Genomic DNA, 17,053 nt, shown 5'->3' on the forward strand with positions numbered 1-17,053 from the left:
AAGTGAAGGGGACGACCAAGTGGGGGGCCATGGGGTTGTTCGAAGCTGCCGGAACACGGGTGATCGAGTCACCTGCCGGGACAGCCAAAGTGGATCGAATACCGGAACGCACGACGAAAGGCAGGCACGAACCGGCTGAACGGCGGTTGCAGCAGCTGGCGTTAGCCGTCGACGCGGTCGGCGCCGCGCTGCCGGTCGGACTGCTCTGTGCCGTGACACAGCAGCCCCGGCCGTTGCTCACCGCGGTGCTGGCGGGCGCCTCGTGGCTGGCCGTCGGTGCGTCGAAGAATCGTTACAGCCGTAAGGTGCCGTCCGACGACGCCGCGCTGCCGGTCTTACGGGACTGGCTGACCATGCTGGGCGTACTGGCCGTGGTCTGCGTCGCGGCGCGGGTCGAGGTGTCGCTCAAGCTGTGTGTCGTGGCGCTGCTGCCGTGCCTGGCGGTGGGCGTGGCCCGACGCCGGCTCGTGCACCGGTATCTGCTGGCCATCCGGCGTCGGGCGCAGGCGCTGCGCCGGGTGCTGGTGGTCGGGGAGGCGGGCGCCGTCGATGTGGTGCTGGCGGAGCTGGCGCACCGTACCGATCATGAGTATGTCATCGTCGGCAGCTGTCTCGTCGGCGACGAGGGCACCGGCTCGGCGGTGCCCGTCCCCGCCCGGCTGGCGTCCGACGGGAACGCTCCCGAAGCGGCGCTGGACGGGGAGACCGTCCTGGGATGCGCCGCCGAACTCGACGCCGATCTCGTCTTCGTGGCGCCGGGGCGCCAGCTGCCGGCCGCGCGGGTGCGGCGGCTCGCCTGGGCGCTGCACGACGGGGGGCGGAATCTGGCCATACTTCCGGGCCTGCTCGACGTGTCGCAGCACCGTGTCAGGCTCGCGAAGGCAGCGGGACTGACGGTGATGCACATAGAGCCCGCGGCGCGGCGGGGGATGCCGGTCCTGCTGAAGCAGGTCACCGACCGGCTGGGGGCGCTGCTGTTGCTGGTGCTGCTCTTCCCGGTGTTCGCCCTGGTGGCGGCCGCCATAAGGCTCACCTCCAACGGGCCGGTGTTCTACTGGCAGATCCGGGTCGGCCAGGATCTGATGCCGTTCCGGATGTGGAAGTTCCGCACGATGGTCGTCACCGCCGACCGGATGCGGGCCGCCCTGGAGTCGTCGAACGAGCACGACGGGGCGATGTTCAAGATGCGGCGGGATCCACGGGTGACCCCGGTGGGCCGGCTGCTGCGCCGCTTCTCGCTGGACGAACTGCCCCAGCTGTTCAACGTCCTGGCCGGCCATATGTCCTTGGTCGGCCCGCGTCCCCCGCTGCCGGAGGAGGTGGAGCGGTACGACGGCACCGAGCTGCGCCGGTTGTCCGTGAAGCCGGGACTGACCGGGCTGTGGCAGGTCAGCGGACGCTCCGACCTCTCCTGGGACGAGACCGTCGCACTGGACCTGAGCTATGTGGACAACTGGTCCTACGCCCGCGACATAGAGGTACTGGTCCGTACCGTGCGCGCCGTTGTGGACGGGCGCGGTGCCTATTAGAAGGTGTGCGGCCGGCGCCTCGCCGCGAGGCGGGCGCCGGGCGCACGGCACGGTGCGAGGGCGGTCACACGGCGGCCGGCTCCGCTCGCCATGCCCGGTAGGTCCGGGCGATGCCCTCGGCGAGCGGAATGGTGGGCGACCAGCCCAGGGCGCGCATCCGGCTGATGTCGAGGAGTTTGCGCGGGGTGCCGTCGGGGCGGGAGGGGTCGAAGGCGATCCGGCCCTCGTAGCCCACCGCCTCGGCGACGCAGGAGGCCAGGTCGGCGATGGTCAGGTCGCTACCGCAGCCGACGTTGACCGTGTCGTCACCGTCGTAGCGGCGCAGCAGCACCTCGCAGGCGGCGGCCAGATCGTCGACGTGCAGGAACTCGCGCAGCGGGGTGCCGGTGCCCCAGAGGGTCAGCTCCGGCAGCCCCTGCTCCTTGGCCTCGTGGAAGCGGCGGATGAGCGCGGGCAGTACGTGCGAGGTCTCCAGGTCGAAGTTGTCGCCCGGTCCGTAGAGGTTCGTCGGCATGGCGGAGATGTAGGAGGAGCCGTACTGCCGGCGGTAGGAGCGGATCTGGACGAGCCCGGCGATCTTGGCGATCGCATAGGCCTCGTTGGTGGGCTCCAACGGCCCGCTCAGCAGGGCGTCTTCGGTGATGGGCTGCGCGGCGTGCTTGGGGTAGATACAGCTCGAACCGAGGAACAGCAGCCGGCGCACCCCGGCCGTGTGGGCGCCCGCGATGACGCTGAGCTGGATGCTCAGATTGTCCTCGAGGAACTGCACGGGGTAGGTGCTGTTGGCCATGATGCCGCCGACTCGGGCGGCCGCCAGGACCACGGCATCGGGCCGCTCCGCGCGCAGATACGCCTCGGTGGCCCCGGCGTCCCGCAGGTCGAGCTCGGCGCGGGTGCGGGTCAGTATCTCGTAGCCCCGGGCGGACAGCCGACGGGCCACGGCGGATCCCACCAGGCCTCGGTGGCCCGCGACGAAGACACGGGCGGGTGTGGGAAGCAAGTCATCCATGGGGCGGATTGTGGCAGTCAACCCGATACATCCACCGGCTATTTCAGGAAATATCTGCCGCTTCTCGCTCTCGACCGGGGGCGACGGAGCGGGTAGCGTCCACGCCCCCGCGGTGCGGCCGGCGCGTGGGCACACCAGCAAGTTCTAACCCGATGCACATCACTTCTCGTGGGGGGAAGCCATGCCGAAAACCGCGGTCATCACCGGAATTACCGGTCAGGACGGTTCGTATCTCGCCGAATTGCTACTGGGCAAGGGCTATGAGGTGCACGGGCTGATGAGACGCTCGTCGAGCTTCAACACCGAGCGCATCGACCACATTTACCAGGACCCGCACACCCCGGACCGGCGACTGCTGCTGCACCACGTCGATCTGTCGGACGGGGTGGCGCTGGTGAACCTGCTGCGCGATGTGCAGCCGGACGAGGTCTACAACCTCGGCGCCCAGTCCCATGTCCGGGTCTCCTTCGACGCTCCGCTGTACACCGGCGATGTGACCGGGCTGGGCGCCGTACGGCTGCTGGAGGCCATCCGCGCCAGCGGCGTGCAGACCCGGCTCTACCAGGCCTCGTCCTCGGAGATGTTCGGCGCCACCCCGCCGCCGCAGAACGAGGCGACGCCCTTCCACCCGCGCAGCCCGTACGGCTGCGCCAAGGTCATGGCGTACTGGTCGACGGTCAACTACCGCGAGGCGTACGGCCTGTTCGGGGTCAACGGCATTCTCTTCAACCATGAGAGCCCGCGGCGCGGCGAGACCTTCGTGACCCGCAAGATCACCCGCGCGGTGGCCCGCATCCAGGCGGGCCTGCAGGAGCACCTCTACCTCGGCAACCTCGACGCGGTCCGCGACTGGGGTTACGCCCCGGAGTACGTGGAGGCCATGTGGCGGATGCTCCAGCGGGACGAGCCCGACGACTACGTGGTGGCGACCGGGGTGGCGGCGACCGTACGGGACTTCCTGAAGGCCGCGTTCGACACGGTGGGGCTGGACTGGGAGCGCAGTGTGCGCTTCGACCCGAAGTACGAGCGGCCCTCCGAGGTGGACGCGCTCATCGGCGACGCTTCCAAGGCCAAGAACCTGCTGGACTGGTCGGCGAAGGTGCAGTTCGACGAGCTGGCCCGGATCATGGTGGAGTCGGACATACGGCAGCTGGAGGACGAACTCTCCGGTCACCGGGTGCGGGTGGACCGATGACGGTCACCGCCACCGACCGCCGGCTGCGCGGGTTCACCGGCGCCGGCTACGACAAGGGCCGGGGGCTGCTGACCCAGGTCGCCTGGTTCATCGTGCTCAACGTCGTGTTCATGAAGTGGTGGTGCCCGCCGCGGCTGCGGCCCCCGCTGCTGCGGGCCTTCGGTGCCCGGGTCGGCGAGCGGGTGCTCATCCGGCACCGGGTGCGGGTGCAGTGGCCGTGGAAGCTGACGATCGGCGATGACGTCTGGGTGGGTGAGGAGTCCTGGCTGATCAACCTGGAGCCGATCACCATCGGCCACGACGTCTGTGTGTCCCAGGGTGCCCTGCTGTGCACCGGAAGCCACCAACGCCGCTCCCCCACCTTCGAGTTCGACAACGCGCCGATCCGTCTGGAGCCCGGTTCCTGGGTGGCCGCCCGCGCGATGGTGCTGCGCGGCGTCACCGTCGGCGCGGGTGCGGTGGTCGGCGCGGGGGCGGTGGCGCACCGCGATGTGCCGGCCGGGGCCGTACACACCACCGGGGGAGCCGTATGAGGATCACCCATGTCGTGACGCTGGTCAGCGACGACGGAGCGTACGGCGGCCCGGTGAGCGTGGCGACCGGGCAGCTGGGCGAACTGGCCTCGCGGGGACACGAGGTGGAGCTGATCTCGCTGTGGCGGGGGCGCAGCGCTGCCCCGCGGTCCGTGGACGGGGTGCCGCTGCGCGCCCGGACCGCCCGCACCCTGGTGCCGGGGCAGGGCTTCCTCGGACTGTTCCATCCGGGGCTGCTGCCCACGCTCTGGCGGCGGACCGGCCGGGCCGACGCACTGCATCTGCACGCCGGCCGGGACCTGGTGTCGCTGGCCGCGCTCGCGGTGGCCGTGGTGCGCCGCCGGCCCTTCCTCGTACAGACTCATGGCATGGTCCAGCCCCGCGGCTCGGCGGTGGCCCGGCTCTTCGACCGGGTCTATGTCCCGCTGCTGCGGCGGGCGTCCGCGGCGCTGGTGCTCACCGACGAGGAGGAGACGGGGCTGCGGCGGGTGCTGGGCCCCCGCGGACCGCGGCTGGTCAGACTGCCCAACGGGGTCCGCTCCCGCCCGGCCGACGCGGCGCGCGGCGACACGGATGTGCTCTTCCTCGCCCGGCTCCAGAGCCGCAAACGGCCCGAGGCCTTCGTACGGATGGCCGCGCTGGTGCACCGCAAACGGCCCGAGGTGACCTTCACCCTGCACGGTTCGGACGAGGGCCGGCTGGCGGAGGTCCGGCGGCTGATCGCCGAGGAGGGGCTGGGCGAGGTGGTGACGTACGGCGGGGCCCTCGACCACGACGCCGCGGTGCGACGGACGGCGCGGGCCACCGTGTACGTCCTGCCCAGCGTCGATGAGCCGTTCCCGATGAGTGTGCTGGAGTCGCTGGCGGTGGGCACCCCGGTGGTCTGCACCGACAGCTGCGGGATCGCGGATGCGCTGCGGCGGCGCGAGGCCGCGCTGGTGACCGACGGTTCGCCGGAGCAGCTGGCGGACGCGGTGCTGCGGCTCCTGGAGGACCCGTCGCTGCGGGAGCGGGTGACCCGCGCGGGTCATGCGGCCGTGGAGGCGGAGTTCTCCCTCGCGGCCGTCGCCGACCGGCTGGAGAAGTGGTACGGGTCCCTCGCCCGGCCCGGCGCCGGCTGACCGCGGGCGGCGGGGGCGGCCCGGCCCCCGCCGCCCGCGGCTACCGTGCGGCGGTCCGGCCGGCGCGGGCGGTCCGCAGCAGCTCGGTGATCCGCTCCAGACCGGCCCGGCTGCTCAGCCGCTGCTCGACGTACTCCGGGCCGCGGGCGCCCAGCCGGGCCGCCCGACCGGGGTCGTCGGCGAGTGCCCGGACCTCGGCCAGCAGCGCCTTGGGATCCTCCGGTGCGAGCACCGTACCGGCGCCGGAGCGCAGCACCTCCTGGGCCGTGCCCCCTTCGGCGGCCACCGAGGCGATCACCGGCCGGCCGGTCATGAAGTACGAGGTCAGCTTGGACGGCAGGCTCATGTCGAGCACCGAGGCCTTCTGGGTCACCGCGAGCACATCGGCGGCGGCGAGCACCTCGGGGAAGTCCTCGGCGTCGGCGGGCGGCAGGAAGGCCAGCGCGGGGACCTCCGCGGCCAGCCGTTGAAGATGCGCGCGCTGGTTGCCGTCCCCCATGAGCACGAAGCGCACCGGCGCGGCCTCCTGACCGGCCAGCCGCGCGGCCTCGACCAGGACCTCCAGCCCCTGTTTGAGGCCCATGTTGCCGGCGTGCAGCACCACGGTCTCGTCGTCGGACCAGCCCAGCCGGGCCCGGGTGCGGTCCCGGTCGCCGCTCGGGCCCTGTACGTGCGTCCAGTTGGGCACCACATGCACCCGGGAGCGCGGTACGCCCATCGCGGTGACCCGGTCCACGAACGACTCGTGCACGACGCCGACGACGGCCGCCCGGCGCAGCACCCGCGCCTCCACGGCCCCGGCCACTGCGGCGGCCCGGCCCCCGCCCTGGATGCCGCTCTGCGCGGCGGCGGCGCCCATCAGGTCCTGGACGACCACGACATGCGGGACGCCGGCCTGCCGCGCCAGGCGGCTGCCCAGCACTCCCCCGGCCAGGCTGGGCATCTGGGAGAGCACCACGTCGGGCCGGATGCGCGGCGGTGTCAGGGCGCCGTGGGCCAGGATGCTCGCCTCGAACAGCGCCCGGCGCAGGGCGGTCTGGTGCGGCGGAACGGTGTGCCGCCGGCGGTGCACGGTCACCCCGCCGCGGCGCTCGCGGACGCGCCAGCGGCCGCGGTAGCCGTCCGCCACCCGCCAGGCGGGGTAGTGCGGCATGCCCGCGAGGACATGGGTGTCGGCGCCGGATGCGGCCAGGTGCTCGGCGATCTGGGTCGAGTACGGCCCTATGCCGGTGTGTTCGGGTGCGTAATTGGTCGAGACCAGGAGCACGCACCGGCCCGCGAACGAGTCTTCCACGAATGGCCCCCCTCAGGATGTGCGGTCATCGTAGGAGTCAACCGGAGCCCGCGGGTTGTGAATTGAGTTGCGATTGTGTCCCGAAGCCGACCTTGTTTTCCCGATGTCCTTTAGATTGTGGTCGCTGGTGGGGAGTTGGGGGGAGGTGGGCCGTGCTGCACGGGAAACGTCCGGGCACCGCGGTGCCGGTGCGGGGCGTCGCCGCGCTGAGCTGCTGGGCGCTGCTGCTGGTGGTGCTGCTTCCGGTGCTGATCCTGCAGTCGCTGGACGCGCGCTTCGGTGCCGCGCTGGCGGTGCAGTGTGTGGTGGTGATCCACACGGGCGGGGCGCTGGCCCGGGTGCTGACCGATGTCCGGGCGCGGCTGATCGCCTTCGGTTTCTGGCTGTTTTCCTATGTGTGGCTGGGACTCGCGCCGTTGGCGATGCTGGCGACGGACGCCTATCCCCGGGGGTTCGTGGTCGACGCGCACACCGCGTTCGCGACAACTGCCGTGGTGGAGGCGGGACTTCTGGCCTACAGCGCGGGGTCCGCGGTGGCGTCCTGGCGCTCGGCGCGCACCTCCACGGTCCTCGAACCGGTGCTGGCCCGGCGGCTGTCGCCGGGGCGGGTGCTGCTGCTGTGCGGTGCGGCGCTGCTGCTGGCGGTCGCGCTGATCCCGGGGCAGGGCGGGCTGTCGGCGTTCTTCCTCAGCCGGCAGGCCGCCAACGAGGCCGCGGCGCAGGCGGCGCCGGCCGCGTCGGCGGACCGGGCGATGGCCGCCTGGGCCCTGTCGGTGCCGGCCTTCTGGGCGCTGGTGGGACTGGTGCACGTACCGCGGTTCACCGCCGGTGACCGCACTCTGCGCGGGTTACGGTGGCTGCTGCTCCCGCTGATGGTCGCGGTGAACGTGGTCGTCAACAACCCGATCAGCCAGCCGCGTTTCTGGGCCGGTACGGTCCTGCTGGCGCTGGTCTTCGGGGCCTCCTGGCTGCGCGGCCCGCGGGCCTTCCGGTTCGGTGCGGCGGGCGTGGCGGCCGTGGTGCTGGTGGTCTTCCCGTACAGCGACTACTTCCGCTACGACAAACGCGAACCGGTCCATGTCGTCTCGCTCGCCGAGCAGTTCACCTCCAACGGTGACTACGACGCCTTCCAGCAGATCGAGACGGGCGTGGACTACGTGCACAAGCACGGCTTCACCCCGACGGCGGCGCTGGGCCCCCCGCTGTTCTTCGTGCCGCGTGCCGTCTGGCCCGGCAAGCCCGATGACGCGGGCATCCTGCTGGCCCGGCACGCCGGCTACACCTTCGAGAACCTCTCCGCGCCGTTGTGGATCGAGTCGTACATGTGGGCCGGTTTCCCGTCGGTCATCGCCGTCTTCGGCCTGATCGGCGCGGTGGGGCGGCGCATCGACGATCTGCGGCACCGGCTGCGGCGGCGCCCGGCGACCCTCGCGGCGCTGCTGGTGCCGGCCTTCGGCTTCTACCAACTGGTGCTGCTGCGCGGCAGTTTGATGGCCATCGTGGGCCCGCTCGCGCTGCTGGTCTGCATCCCGCTGCTGATCACCCGGAAACCGGGACGGCGGGCCCTTCCGCCGTCCGACGAGGGCCCCGGGAACACCTCGTCCCCGCCGGCGCACCGCGCCGCCTTGCCGCTACCCACAGGAGGAGCACGTACGTGAGCGTCTTCGACGAGCCCGCGGAGGAGCCGGACCAGATCCGGGACCAACTGCGCCAGCTCTTCCGGTATCGGGCCCTGGTCGTTCTGGGGCTGGTGCTGGGCATGCTCGGCGGTGGCGCCGTGTCCCTGCTCGGCGGCTCGACCTACACGGCGACCGGCGAGGTCGTGGTGCATGCGATCAGTACGGCGCCGTTCGAGGCCGGCGGGGTCTCGGTGGACAAGCAGATCAGCATGGGCACCGAGCGGCAGATCGCGCAGAGCGCTTCGGTCGCGGCCGGCGCGGCCAAGGCGCTGAAGCTGGACACCGATCCGGCCCGGCTCCAGCGGGATCTGCGGGTGAGCAATCCGCCCGAGACCCAGACCCTGATGTTCGAGTACGACGCGGACTCCCCGGACCGGGCGTCCGCGCTCGTCAACGCCTTCGTGCACGCGTACCTCGACTACCGGCAGCGCGCCGCGACCCAGCGGATAGACAAGACCGTCAGCAAGCTCAGCACCGAACTCAAGCCGCTGCAGGAGCAGCGCAAGGTGCTGGACCGGCGGATCGCGGGCGGGAGCGGGGGGCGGGCCACCGATGAGTCCGAGCGCAGCAACCTGGTGTCGGAGATAGCGGATCTCCAGGGCCGGATCTCCAGCCTGAAGTCCCTCGACACGACGCCCGGTGACATCGTCCGCAAGGGCGATCCGCCTGCCTTCCCGTCCAGCCCGGGTCTCGTGGTGCTGCTGCTGGCCGGGGCGGTGGTCGGTCTGGTGCTGGGCATCCTGGCGGCCTGGGTCCGCTCGGTCCTGGAGCCGCGGGTCCGGTCGGTGGCCGATGTGCAGGACAATCTGCGGGCGCCGGTGCTGGGCATCCTGCCGCGTCGGCAGGGCGGTGCCGAGTTGCTGGAGGTCGGGCGGACCGGTCGCGGCAACCGGGCCGAGGCCTACCGGACGATTGCCTTCCGGCTGGTGCACGACCAGCGGTTCGCGGGCCGTGGCAGCCTGCTGGTGGTCTCCCCCCGGGAGCACGAGGAGGCCGTCTCGGTCGCGGTCAACCTCGCCGGTGCGTTCGCCGAGATCGGCAATGACATCCTGCTGGTCGAGGCCGATCTGCGCACTCCGCAGCTGGCCCAGCGGCTTCCGCTGCACCCCGGTCACGGCCGTCCGGTGCCGGGCGGTTGGGCCGACGGCGAGCGGCTCGCGGTGGACGCGGGGGTGGACGGGCGGTTCGATGTGCTGCCCGGCCGGGAGGTGCCCCATCCGGCCCGTGCGCTGTCCTCGCCGCAGTTCGCGCGGCTGCTGAACACGCCGTCGGGCCCGAACGAGAACGTCGTGGTCGTCACCGGCCCGCTGCTGTCGCACGCGGACGGGCTGGCGGTCGCCAAGCAGGCGGCCGGTGTGGTGGTGGTGTGTGACCTCAACGAGGTCCGCCGGGACGATCTGGACCGGGTGTGGGAGCTGATCACCGGCGCCGGCGGGCACATCCTGGGGGCCGTCCTGGACAAGGGCGGCCGCGGGACGTCGCTGCGCCGGCTGTCGGACGGCGGGCCGACGCACCGCAAGCGCGGCCGGGGCCGTCCGCGGGCCGCGGCGGTGACCCCGCGGCCGGGCCCGCCGCCGCGCGTCGGCCCGGCGCCGGAGGACGGTGCCCGACTCGACGCCGACACCACCTCGCTGCGCAGGTGACGGGCATCCGTCCGGCGGAACCGGGGGGCCGGTCGGCGCCGCCGGCCGCGGGCGGCACCGCGGCCGGCGGGCGCGGGGTCGGCAGCACCGTCCGCGGCAGTCTGTTCGGCCTGGCGGGCTCGGCCGCCAACGCGCTGTTCGGGTTCGTCCTCGTCGCCGTCATCACCCACGGCCTCGGGGCCCGTGGGGCGGGCGTGGTGTTCACGGGGGTCGCGGCCTTCACCATCCTGAGCAATGCGCTGAAGCTGGGCGCCGATACCGCACTGGTCCGCTTCGTCTCGCGGGACCTGGAACTCAGCGGCGGCGCCGGGGTACCGGCTCTGCTGCGGATCTCGGTCCTGCCGACGCTGCTGGCGAGCGCCGCGGGCGCGGTGGTGCTGGTGTGCTCCCCCGGGCTCGCCGGTCTGCTGCTGCCGGAGCTGGACCCGGGCCGGGCCGCCGCGCTGGTGCGGCTCTTCGCGGTGTTCCTGCCGGTGACGACGGTGGCGCTGGTGCTGCTCGGGGCCACCCGGGGGTACGGCTCGGTGGTGCCCTTCGTGGGCGTGGAGCAGATCGGCAAACCGGCCCTGCGGGTGCTGCTCGCGGTGCCGCTGGTGCTGTTCGCCCCGAGTGTGGCCGGGCTCTCCGCGGCCTGGCTGGTTCCGGGGGTGCTGGGTGCGGTGGCCGCCGGTGTCTCGCTGCGCCGGTCGCTGCGCGCGCATCCGGGGAGCGGTCAACCACCGCCGAGGGCACGGGAGTTCTGGGCGTTCGCCGGGCCGCGGGCGGTGTCGTCGGTCTTCGACATCGCCGCGGTGTGGATCGGGGTGATCCTGCTGTCGGTGCTGGGCACCGGCACCGACGCCGGCATCTACACCGCGATCGGGCGGCTGGTCACCGCGGGGACGCTGCTCCAGCTGGCGGTCAGACTGGCGGTGGCACCGCAGATCAGCCGGCTGACGGCGGGCGGCGACGCATCCGGGGCGCACCATCTGCACGCGCTGTCGACCCGCTGGATCGCGCTGTTCTCCTGGCCGGTGTTCCTGGTCCTGGCCGCCTTCCCCCGTACGGTGCTGTCGCTGTTCGGGCCCGGCTTCGACGAGGGCGCGGCGGGGCTGGTGGTCCTGGCGGCGGCCTGTCTGGTCAACGTCGGCGTCGGCAATGCGCAGACGGTCATCCTCATGGCCGGGCGGAGCGTCTGGAATCTGGTGGTTGCGGGCGCCGCGTTCGTGGTCCAACTGGGCAGCGGGGTATGGCTGGTGCCGCGGTACGGGGTGCTGGGGGCGGCGGTGTCCTGGGGTCTGGCGATCGTGGTGGACAACGGTGCCTCGGCGCTCCTTACCCGCTACCGCCTGGGATTCCGCACCGTCGACCGGGGCTATCTGTACGCCGCGCTGACCGGCGTGGTGACCGTGGCGGTACCGGTGTTCACCCTGCGGATGCTTTTCGGCGACAGCCTTCCTGGCGCCCTTTTGGGAATTGTTTTAGCCATGGGGGCTTTCGGCGCGGCCGTCTGGCGCTATCGTTTGCCGCTGGGGGTAGGGGAGTTCATCGGGGCGCTGCGTAAGCGTGGTTCGGGAAACTCACAGTGAACACTGGGCCCATTTCCGCACAGAACTCGTCGCGTTCCCACGTCCTACCCTGACAATTCCGATCGCGCTTCCAGGGGGGACCTGTGCGCCAACGAAGCAGACCTGTCCATCTCTTGCTCGCAGCCGCCGTGCTGGGCACCGCATCGACGGTGCTGTCCGCCGGTCCGGCTCAGGCCACCGGCGAATCCACACTCACCGCCGATCCGCTGAGCACATGGCAGACCGACGGCATCGTGTGGGCCATGGCCTATGCCAAGGGCATCGTTTACGTAGGAGGCACCTTCAGCCACATCCGGCCGCCGGGCGCCGCGCCCGGCTCCGGGGGTGAGCTGGCCCGGGAGAACTTCGCGGCGTTCGACGCCAAGACCGGTGAACCGCTGCCGTGCGCCCCGGCGTTCACCGGCGGTACGGGCACCGTCCGGGCCATGAAGGCCTCGCCCGACGGCTCGAAGATCTACATCGGCGGCTCGTTCGGGAAGGCCGGTCCGGTGGGCCGGTCCAACACAGCCGCCCTCAACACCGCCGACTGCACCATCGGCGCGGACTGGAAGCCGACGGTCAGCTCGACCGTCCGGGCCCTGGACGTCACCGCCGACACGGTCTACATCGGCGGCGGCTTCGACACCGTCCAGGGACAGACCCGCGAACGGGTCGCCGCGCTGCGGCCCGACAGCGAGCTGCTCCCGTTCAAGGCGACGATCCGTGGTTCCTCGGTCGGCAACGACCCCACCCCGGCGGTCAACGCCCTCACGGTCGCTCCCCAGCTCAACAAGGTCATCATCGGCGGCCGGTTCACCTCGGTGAACGGCAGTCTGCTGGGCGTGCACGCGCTGGCCGGGCTGGACGCGACCACCGGCCGGGTCGTCAACTCCTTCACCGGCTGGATTCCCCAGCGGTCAGCGGTCAAGTCGCTCGTCAACGACGGGACCAACTTCTATCTGGGCGCCGAGGGCACCGGCGGCGGGGTCTTCGACGGCCGCGCGGCGGGCCGGCTGTCGGACGGCGGGCAGCTCTGGAAGGACACCTGTCTGGGCGCCACCCAGGCCGTGCTGCCGTACAAGGGGGTCCTCTACAGCGGCTCCCACGCGCACGACTGCTCCAACACGCCGGGCGGCTTCAACGACATCGGCAACCGTCAGCACTTCCTGGCGCAGTCGATCTCGGACAAGACCATCCTGCCGTGGTTCCCGGACACCAACGACGGGATCGGCGAGCAGATCGGACCGCGGGCGCTGACCATGGCGGACGGCATCCTGTGGGCGGGCGGCGAGTTCACCGTCGTCAACGAGCGGCCGCAGCAGGGGCTGACCCGGTTCGCGGCGGCGCCGGACACCGGGGCTCCGCAGGTGCCGCTGCTCAGCGGTGCGAGCGGGTCCCGGGGCAAGATCACGCTGAACTGGAAGGCCTCGTGGGACCGGGACGACGGTGTCCTGACCTACAAGATCTACCGGGACGGCGAGTATCTGACCTCGCTCACGCAGGACTCGCGCTACTGGAACCGGCCCACCATGAGCTACACGGACACCGTGGAGCCCGGGGCCCGGCACCGGTATTCGCTCGAGGTCACCGACGGTACGAATGTGTCCGGGCGCAACGGCCCGGTCTATGTGACCGCCAGAAACTGACCGAACGCCGAGTGGGGGGTAAATGACGCACCGAGTAGGTTATGCGCCCGGGGTCTACGACCTTTTCCATGTCGGGCACCTGAATATTCTCCGGCACGCCAAAAGCCAGTGCGACTATCTGGTGGCCGGTGTCGTCTCGGACGAAATGGCGGTGCAGGCGAAGGGGCAGGCACCGGTCATTCCGCTGACCGAGCGGCTGGAGATCGTACGCAGCGTCCGCTTTGTGGATGCGGCGTTCGTCGAGACGGTGCCCGACAAATTGGAGACCTGGCAGCAGGTGCGGTTCGACGTCATTTTCAAGGGCGACGACTGGCGGGGGACGAGCAAGGGCGACAAGCTCGAACGGGATTTCGCGGCGGTCGGGGTCGAGGTGGTCTATTTCCCCTACACCGTGCACACGTCGAGCACGCTGTTGCGCAAGGTACTCGACGGACGCGCGAACTCGGCGTGACCGGGGGACCCGGGCCGCTGCCCGGTCCGGGTCGCCCGTCCCGGTGAGTGGTCCGTCCCCGGCCGTCAGCGGCCGGGGGCGGACAGTTCGCGGTACCACTTCACCAGGAACGCCACCATGAACAGGAGATGGGCGGCGAGCAGGCCGCAGTACCCCACCAGGAACGCGTCCCGGCTGCCGAACAGCAGGAACAGGGCGCAGAACACCCCGTAGTCGACCGGGAGCAGGGCGACGGAGCGCAGCGTGGAGGCGGGTGCCGCGGGCACCGGACCGCCCGCACCGTTCCGCAGCCGGTCGGCGCGCTTGAGTTGTTCGGTGAGGATGCCGCCGAAGAAGACCATCACCGCGGCGAACTGGAAGGCGATGGGGACGAACAGAATCCGGGGGTCGGAGAGACCGAAGGAGCGGTGGAACGAGACGAGTACGGCCATGTGGAGGGCGAGCATCTTGGCGCAGTCGACCACATGGTCCAGCCACTCCCCCGCGGCGCTGCCGGTTCCGGTGAGCCGGGCGAGCTGGCCGTCGGCGGAGTCGAGGGCGAAGCCGAGGACCAGTGCCGCGAATATCGCCGCCGCGGCGGCGGGTGAGGGGCGGAGCACGGCAATCATGACCACGCCGGAAAAGGTGAAAACCCCGCTGATCATGGTGATTTGATTGGGTGTCAGTTTGAGGCCGTAGCCCACGGCGGCTAACACCCGGCCGGCCGGCCGGTTCACATGGCGCGAGTACAGGGACACTCCCTTCGCGGATTTCTGGGCCGCCGACAGCTGCCTGATCGCATATCCGAACTGGCTCATATCCCCCACCTGATGAAATGGAACCCCCGAAGGAGCAACATCATGGCAGGCAGGACCTCCCCGTCAACCGGTGGCGCCGATCGCCGGACGGTGCTGGCGGGCACGGCCGCGGCGCTGGCGGCCGCCCTCACCGGGTGCGAGCAGGATTCCCCTGCCTCCCGGCAGTCGTCCGACGACGCCCGGGTCCCCGAAGTCACCGGCCACAAGCCCAAGGGCAAGGACGTCATCGACGTGGTGGCGGACTGCGGCGCCAAGGGCGACGGACGCACCGACGACAGCCGGGCGTTCGCCCGCGCCTACTCCCGTGCGGCCGGCCGGGTGTGGGACCACGTCGGCCGGACCGTGATCGACATACCGGCGGGTACCTACCTCATCCGCAGGCCCCATGCGCTGCTCGACGCGGCCGGCGGCAAGCTCAAGGCGAACGGCTTACGGTTCCGCGGGGCCGGCAAGCGCATGACCCAGCTGCTGTTCGCACCGCCCGAAGGCAAGGACTCCTATCTGTGCCGCAACGAGGACAGCTGGGCGAACGTGATGTTCGAGCAGCTGGGTTTCGCCGCCGCGACCCCCGGCGCCTCGTTCTTCTACTCCTACTCGACCGGTCAGGCCCAGGACTACCGCTTCACCGAGTGCGAATGGACCGGCGAGTGGACCTACGGAGTGGCCCTGGACGGCAGCAACACCAACTCGGAGATGCGCTGGGACGCCTGCCGGGTGGGCGGCGCCTACCGCAAGGCGTTCCTGTACTCCGGGCTGTCGCAGAAGTCGCTGAGCCACGGCCAGCAGGACCAGTTCCTCAACTACTGGTTCAACGACATGAAGGTCGAGTACGCCTGGGGCAACTTCCTGGAGTTCCCCTACGGCGGCTCCATCACCTGCCGCGGCGGTTCCTACATCGTCACCGGCCGCCGCCCCGAGGACACCGAGGAGTACGGGCGCACCAGCACCTTCTTCCGTTTCCCGCGCGGTCCGCACCATGACTCGGTGCAGCGCTTCCACGCCGAGGACATCCGCTTCGAGGTGCGCGACCCGGACACCGTCGTCATCGACTGTGCCTGGGACAGCGGCACGGTGCACTTCAACGACTGTGACGACACCGCGCACGCCTTCAAGTCCTTCGCCGGGGAGAGCAGCCCGCACCGCTACCGCGTCGGGCCCCAGGGGCCGCTGGTGCGGTACGACTCCTGTCAGCTGTCCGGGCAGCACTCCTACGAGAACGGCGGCGGCACCGGCCCCCGGGCCCGTTATGACATGTGCCGGCTGCGCAACCACGCACCGGAGGACTTCATCAAGGGCGCGGGCGACCGGGTGAAGTTCGTCGACTGTCTGGGGTCCTGAGCGGACCGGGGTGGCGGGAACCCGGCGGTCCGGGCCTGCCGCTGACGGCCTGTGCCTGCGGGGCCGGTTTCCTCGCCGACGGTGACCAACGGCACACATACTGGTCAGTAATGTTGCCCCAGGTCGGGCCTAGAGTGAGGGCCGCAAGGGCGCCGCCGGGCACCGGCGGCGGCCCGCCCTCCGAGCCGACCAGGGAGACTGTGCATGCGTTCTCCGAAGGACTTCTTCCGCCCGCTGGCAGTCGGGGCGCCCACACCGGTACGCGAGGTACCGTTCCGGCCGTCCCGGATGATCCACTTCTTCGACCCGGGCAACGAGAAGATGGCCGCCAAGGTGCCGGCCATCGCGCCCACCGTGGACGTACTGCTCGGCAATCTGGAGGACGCCGTCGCAGCCGACCGCAAGGAGGCGGCACGGTCCGGCCTGGTGAAGATCGCCAAGGCCACGGACTTCGGTGACACGCAGCTGTGGACCCGGATCAACAGTCTGGACTCGCCCTGGGCGCTGGACGATCTGCTGACGCTGGTCACCGAGATCGGCGACAGGCTCGATGTCATCATGGTGCCGAAGGTCGAGGGCGCCGAGGACATCCACTACGTCGACCGGCTGCTCGCCCAGCTGGAGGCGAAGGCGCAGATCACCCGGCCGATCCTGGTGCACGCCATCCTGGAGACCGCGACCGGCGTCGCCAACGTCGAGGAGATCGCCGGGGCCGGCCCCCGGATGCAGGGCATCTCGCTGGGCCCGGCCGACCTGGCCGCCAGCCGCCGGATGAAGACCACCCGGGTGGGCGGCGGACACCCCGGCTACCTGGTCCGCGAGGACCCGCACGGCACGGACGGCGCCGCCCCGCGGGCCACCTTCCAGCAGGATCTGTGGCACTACACCCTGGCGCGGATGGTCGACGCCTGCGCGGCGCACGGCATCCTGCCGTACTACGGGCCGTTCGGTGACATCAAGGACACCACCGCCTGCGAGGACCAGTTCCGCAACGCCTTCCTGCTGGGCTGTGTCGGCGCCTGGAGCCTGCACCCGGTGCAGATCGCCATCGCCAAGAAGGTCTTCTCCCCCGCCCCCGCCGACGTCGCCTGGGCCCGCCGGGTCATCGGGGCGATGGGCGACGGCACCGGTGCGGTGATGATCGACGGCAAGATGCAGGACGACGCCACGTACAAGCAGTGCCAGGTGGTCGCCGAGCTCGCCGATGCCCTCGCCGCCCGCGACCCCGAGCTGCGCGACGCCTACGCCGCGGCCGAGAAGGAGTAACACCC

The 17,053-nt window shown here is 71.2% G+C and carries 14 protein-coding genes; 11 read left to right on the forward strand and 3 right to left on the reverse strand.

Annotation, left to right across the window (positions count from 1 at the left end; translation table 11 throughout):
• The first annotated feature begins 29 nt into the window (after positions 1-29).
• Complete coding sequence (locus tag ACFW5B_RS16895; RefSeq protein WP_386439571.1) at positions 30-1,529, forward strand: sugar transferase; 1,500 nt, start codon at positions 30-32, stop codon at positions 1,527-1,529.
• A 64-nt stretch (positions 1,530-1,593) separates the two neighbouring features.
• On the opposite strand, the gene ACFW5B_RS16900 is transcribed toward ACFW5B_RS16895, so the two are convergent.
• Positions 1,594-2,538: a GDP-L-fucose synthase family protein gene (locus tag ACFW5B_RS16900; protein WP_386439573.1), complete on the reverse strand. Its 945-nt coding sequence runs from the start codon at positions 2,536-2,538 to the stop codon at positions 1,594-1,596.
• 181 nt (positions 2,539-2,719) lie between these two features.
• On the opposite strand from ACFW5B_RS16900, the gene gmd reads away from it, so the two are divergent.
• Genes gmd through ACFW5B_RS16915 form a run of 3 tightly spaced genes read left to right on the forward strand, consistent with a single transcriptional unit; the run spans position 2,720 to position 5,387 of the window.
• The gene (gene gmd, locus ACFW5B_RS16905) at positions 2,720-3,733 is read left to right on the forward strand and encodes a GDP-mannose 4,6-dehydratase (protein ID WP_386439575.1); all 1,014 of its coding nucleotides are present in this window, start codon (positions 2,720-2,722) and stop codon (positions 3,731-3,733) included.
• Positions 3,730-4,266 carry a DapH/DapD/GlmU-related protein gene (locus ACFW5B_RS16910; RefSeq protein WP_386439577.1) on the forward strand — a complete coding sequence of 179 codons (537 nt, stop codon included), beginning with the start codon at positions 3,730-3,732 and terminating at the stop codon, positions 4,264-4,266. The genes gmd and ACFW5B_RS16910 overlap by 4 nt, the downstream gene beginning before the upstream one ends.
• A complete protein-coding gene (locus ACFW5B_RS16915) occupies positions 4,263-5,387 on the forward strand; it encodes a glycosyltransferase (protein ID WP_386439579.1) in 1,125 nt (374 codons plus the stop codon). Before ACFW5B_RS16910 ends, ACFW5B_RS16915 begins: the two co-directional genes overlap by 4 nt.
• Before the next feature lie 40 nt (positions 5,388-5,427).
• On the opposite strand, the gene ACFW5B_RS16920 is transcribed toward ACFW5B_RS16915, so the two are convergent.
• Positions 5,428-6,648: a glycosyltransferase gene (locus ACFW5B_RS16920; RefSeq protein ID WP_386439642.1), complete on the reverse strand. Its 1,221-nt coding sequence runs from the start codon at positions 6,646-6,648 to the stop codon at positions 5,428-5,430.
• A gap of 185 nt (positions 6,649-6,833) precedes the next feature.
• On the opposite strand from ACFW5B_RS16920, the gene ACFW5B_RS16925 reads away from it, so the two are divergent.
• The 5 genes from ACFW5B_RS16925 (at position 6,834) to ACFW5B_RS16945 (ending at position 13,647) form a co-directional block, all read left to right on the forward strand.
• Positions 6,834-8,339, forward strand: a complete 1,506-nt coding sequence (locus ACFW5B_RS16925; protein ID WP_386439580.1) for a hypothetical protein — start codon at positions 6,834-6,836, stop codon at positions 8,337-8,339.
• The gene (locus ACFW5B_RS16930) at positions 8,336-10,003 is read left to right on the forward strand and encodes a lipopolysaccharide biosynthesis protein (protein WP_386439582.1); all 1,668 of its coding nucleotides are present in this window, start codon (positions 8,336-8,338) and stop codon (positions 10,001-10,003) included. The genes ACFW5B_RS16925 and ACFW5B_RS16930 overlap by 4 nt, the downstream gene beginning before the upstream one ends.
• The gene (locus ACFW5B_RS16935; RefSeq protein WP_386439584.1) at positions 10,000-11,571 is read left to right on the forward strand and encodes an oligosaccharide flippase family protein; all 1,572 of its coding nucleotides are present in this window, start codon (positions 10,000-10,002) and stop codon (positions 11,569-11,571) included. Before ACFW5B_RS16930 ends, ACFW5B_RS16935 begins: the two co-directional genes overlap by 4 nt.
• Positions 11,572-11,684: 113 nt before the next feature.
• Positions 11,685-13,196, forward strand: a complete 1,512-nt coding sequence (locus ACFW5B_RS16940; RefSeq protein WP_386439586.1) for a fibronectin type III domain-containing protein — start codon at positions 11,685-11,687, stop codon at positions 13,194-13,196.
• Positions 13,197-13,218: 22 nt separating this feature from the next.
• Positions 13,219-13,647, forward strand: coding sequence for an adenylyltransferase/cytidyltransferase family protein (locus tag ACFW5B_RS16945; protein WP_386439587.1), 429 nt, complete (start codon positions 13,219-13,221; stop codon positions 13,645-13,647).
• Between the two features lie 65 nt (positions 13,648-13,712).
• Here ACFW5B_RS16945 and ACFW5B_RS16950 read toward each other — a convergent pair whose 3' ends face one another.
• The gene (locus ACFW5B_RS16950) at positions 13,713-14,444 is read right to left on the reverse strand and encodes a CDP-alcohol phosphatidyltransferase family protein (protein WP_386439589.1); all 732 of its coding nucleotides are present in this window, start codon (positions 14,442-14,444) and stop codon (positions 13,713-13,715) included.
• A gap of 42 nt (positions 14,445-14,486) precedes the next feature.
• On the opposite strand from ACFW5B_RS16950, the gene ACFW5B_RS16955 reads away from it, so the two are divergent.
• Positions 14,487-15,782, forward strand: coding sequence for a glycosyl hydrolase family 28-related protein (locus ACFW5B_RS16955; RefSeq protein WP_386439591.1), 1,296 nt, complete (start codon positions 14,487-14,489; stop codon positions 15,780-15,782).
• 204 nt (positions 15,783-15,986) lie between these two features.
• Positions 15,987-17,048, forward strand: coding sequence for an HpcH/HpaI aldolase/citrate lyase family protein (locus ACFW5B_RS16960; protein WP_386439593.1), 1,062 nt, complete (start codon positions 15,987-15,989; stop codon positions 17,046-17,048).
• The last annotated feature ends 5 nt before the right edge of the window (positions 17,049-17,053 follow it).

The sequence above is a fragment of the Streptomyces sp. NPDC058773 genome (assembly GCF_042746015.1).
Classification (GTDB): Bacteria; Actinomycetota; Actinomycetes; order Streptomycetales; family Streptomycetaceae; genus Streptomyces.

Coding starts and splice junctions, on each gene's coding strand:
- ACFW5B_RS16955 (WP_386439591.1), top strand. CDS start 14,487: ATGGCAGGCAGGACCTCCCCGTCAACCGGTGGCGCCGATCGCCGGACG.
- ACFW5B_RS16900 (WP_386439573.1), bottom strand. CDS start 2,538: ATGGATGACTTGCTTCCCACACCCGCCCGTGTCTTCGTCGCGGGCCAC.
- gmd (WP_386439575.1), top strand. CDS start 2,720: ATGCCGAAAACCGCGGTCATCACCGGAATTACCGGTCAGGACGGTTCG.
- ACFW5B_RS16910 (WP_386439577.1), top strand. CDS start 3,730: ATGACGGTCACCGCCACCGACCGCCGGCTGCGCGGGTTCACCGGCGCC.
- ACFW5B_RS16950 (WP_386439589.1), bottom strand. CDS start 14,444: ATGAGCCAGTTCGGATATGCGATCAGGCAGCTGTCGGCGGCCCAGAAA.
- ACFW5B_RS16945 (WP_386439587.1), top strand. CDS start 13,219: ATGACGCACCGAGTAGGTTATGCGCCCGGGGTCTACGACCTTTTCCAT.
- ACFW5B_RS16960 (WP_386439593.1), top strand. CDS start 15,987: ATGCGTTCTCCGAAGGACTTCTTCCGCCCGCTGGCAGTCGGGGCGCCC.
- ACFW5B_RS16915 (WP_386439579.1), top strand. CDS start 4,263: ATGAGGATCACCCATGTCGTGACGCTGGTCAGCGACGACGGAGCGTAC.
- ACFW5B_RS16895 (WP_386439571.1), top strand. CDS start 30: ATGGGGTTGTTCGAAGCTGCCGGAACACGGGTGATCGAGTCACCTGCC.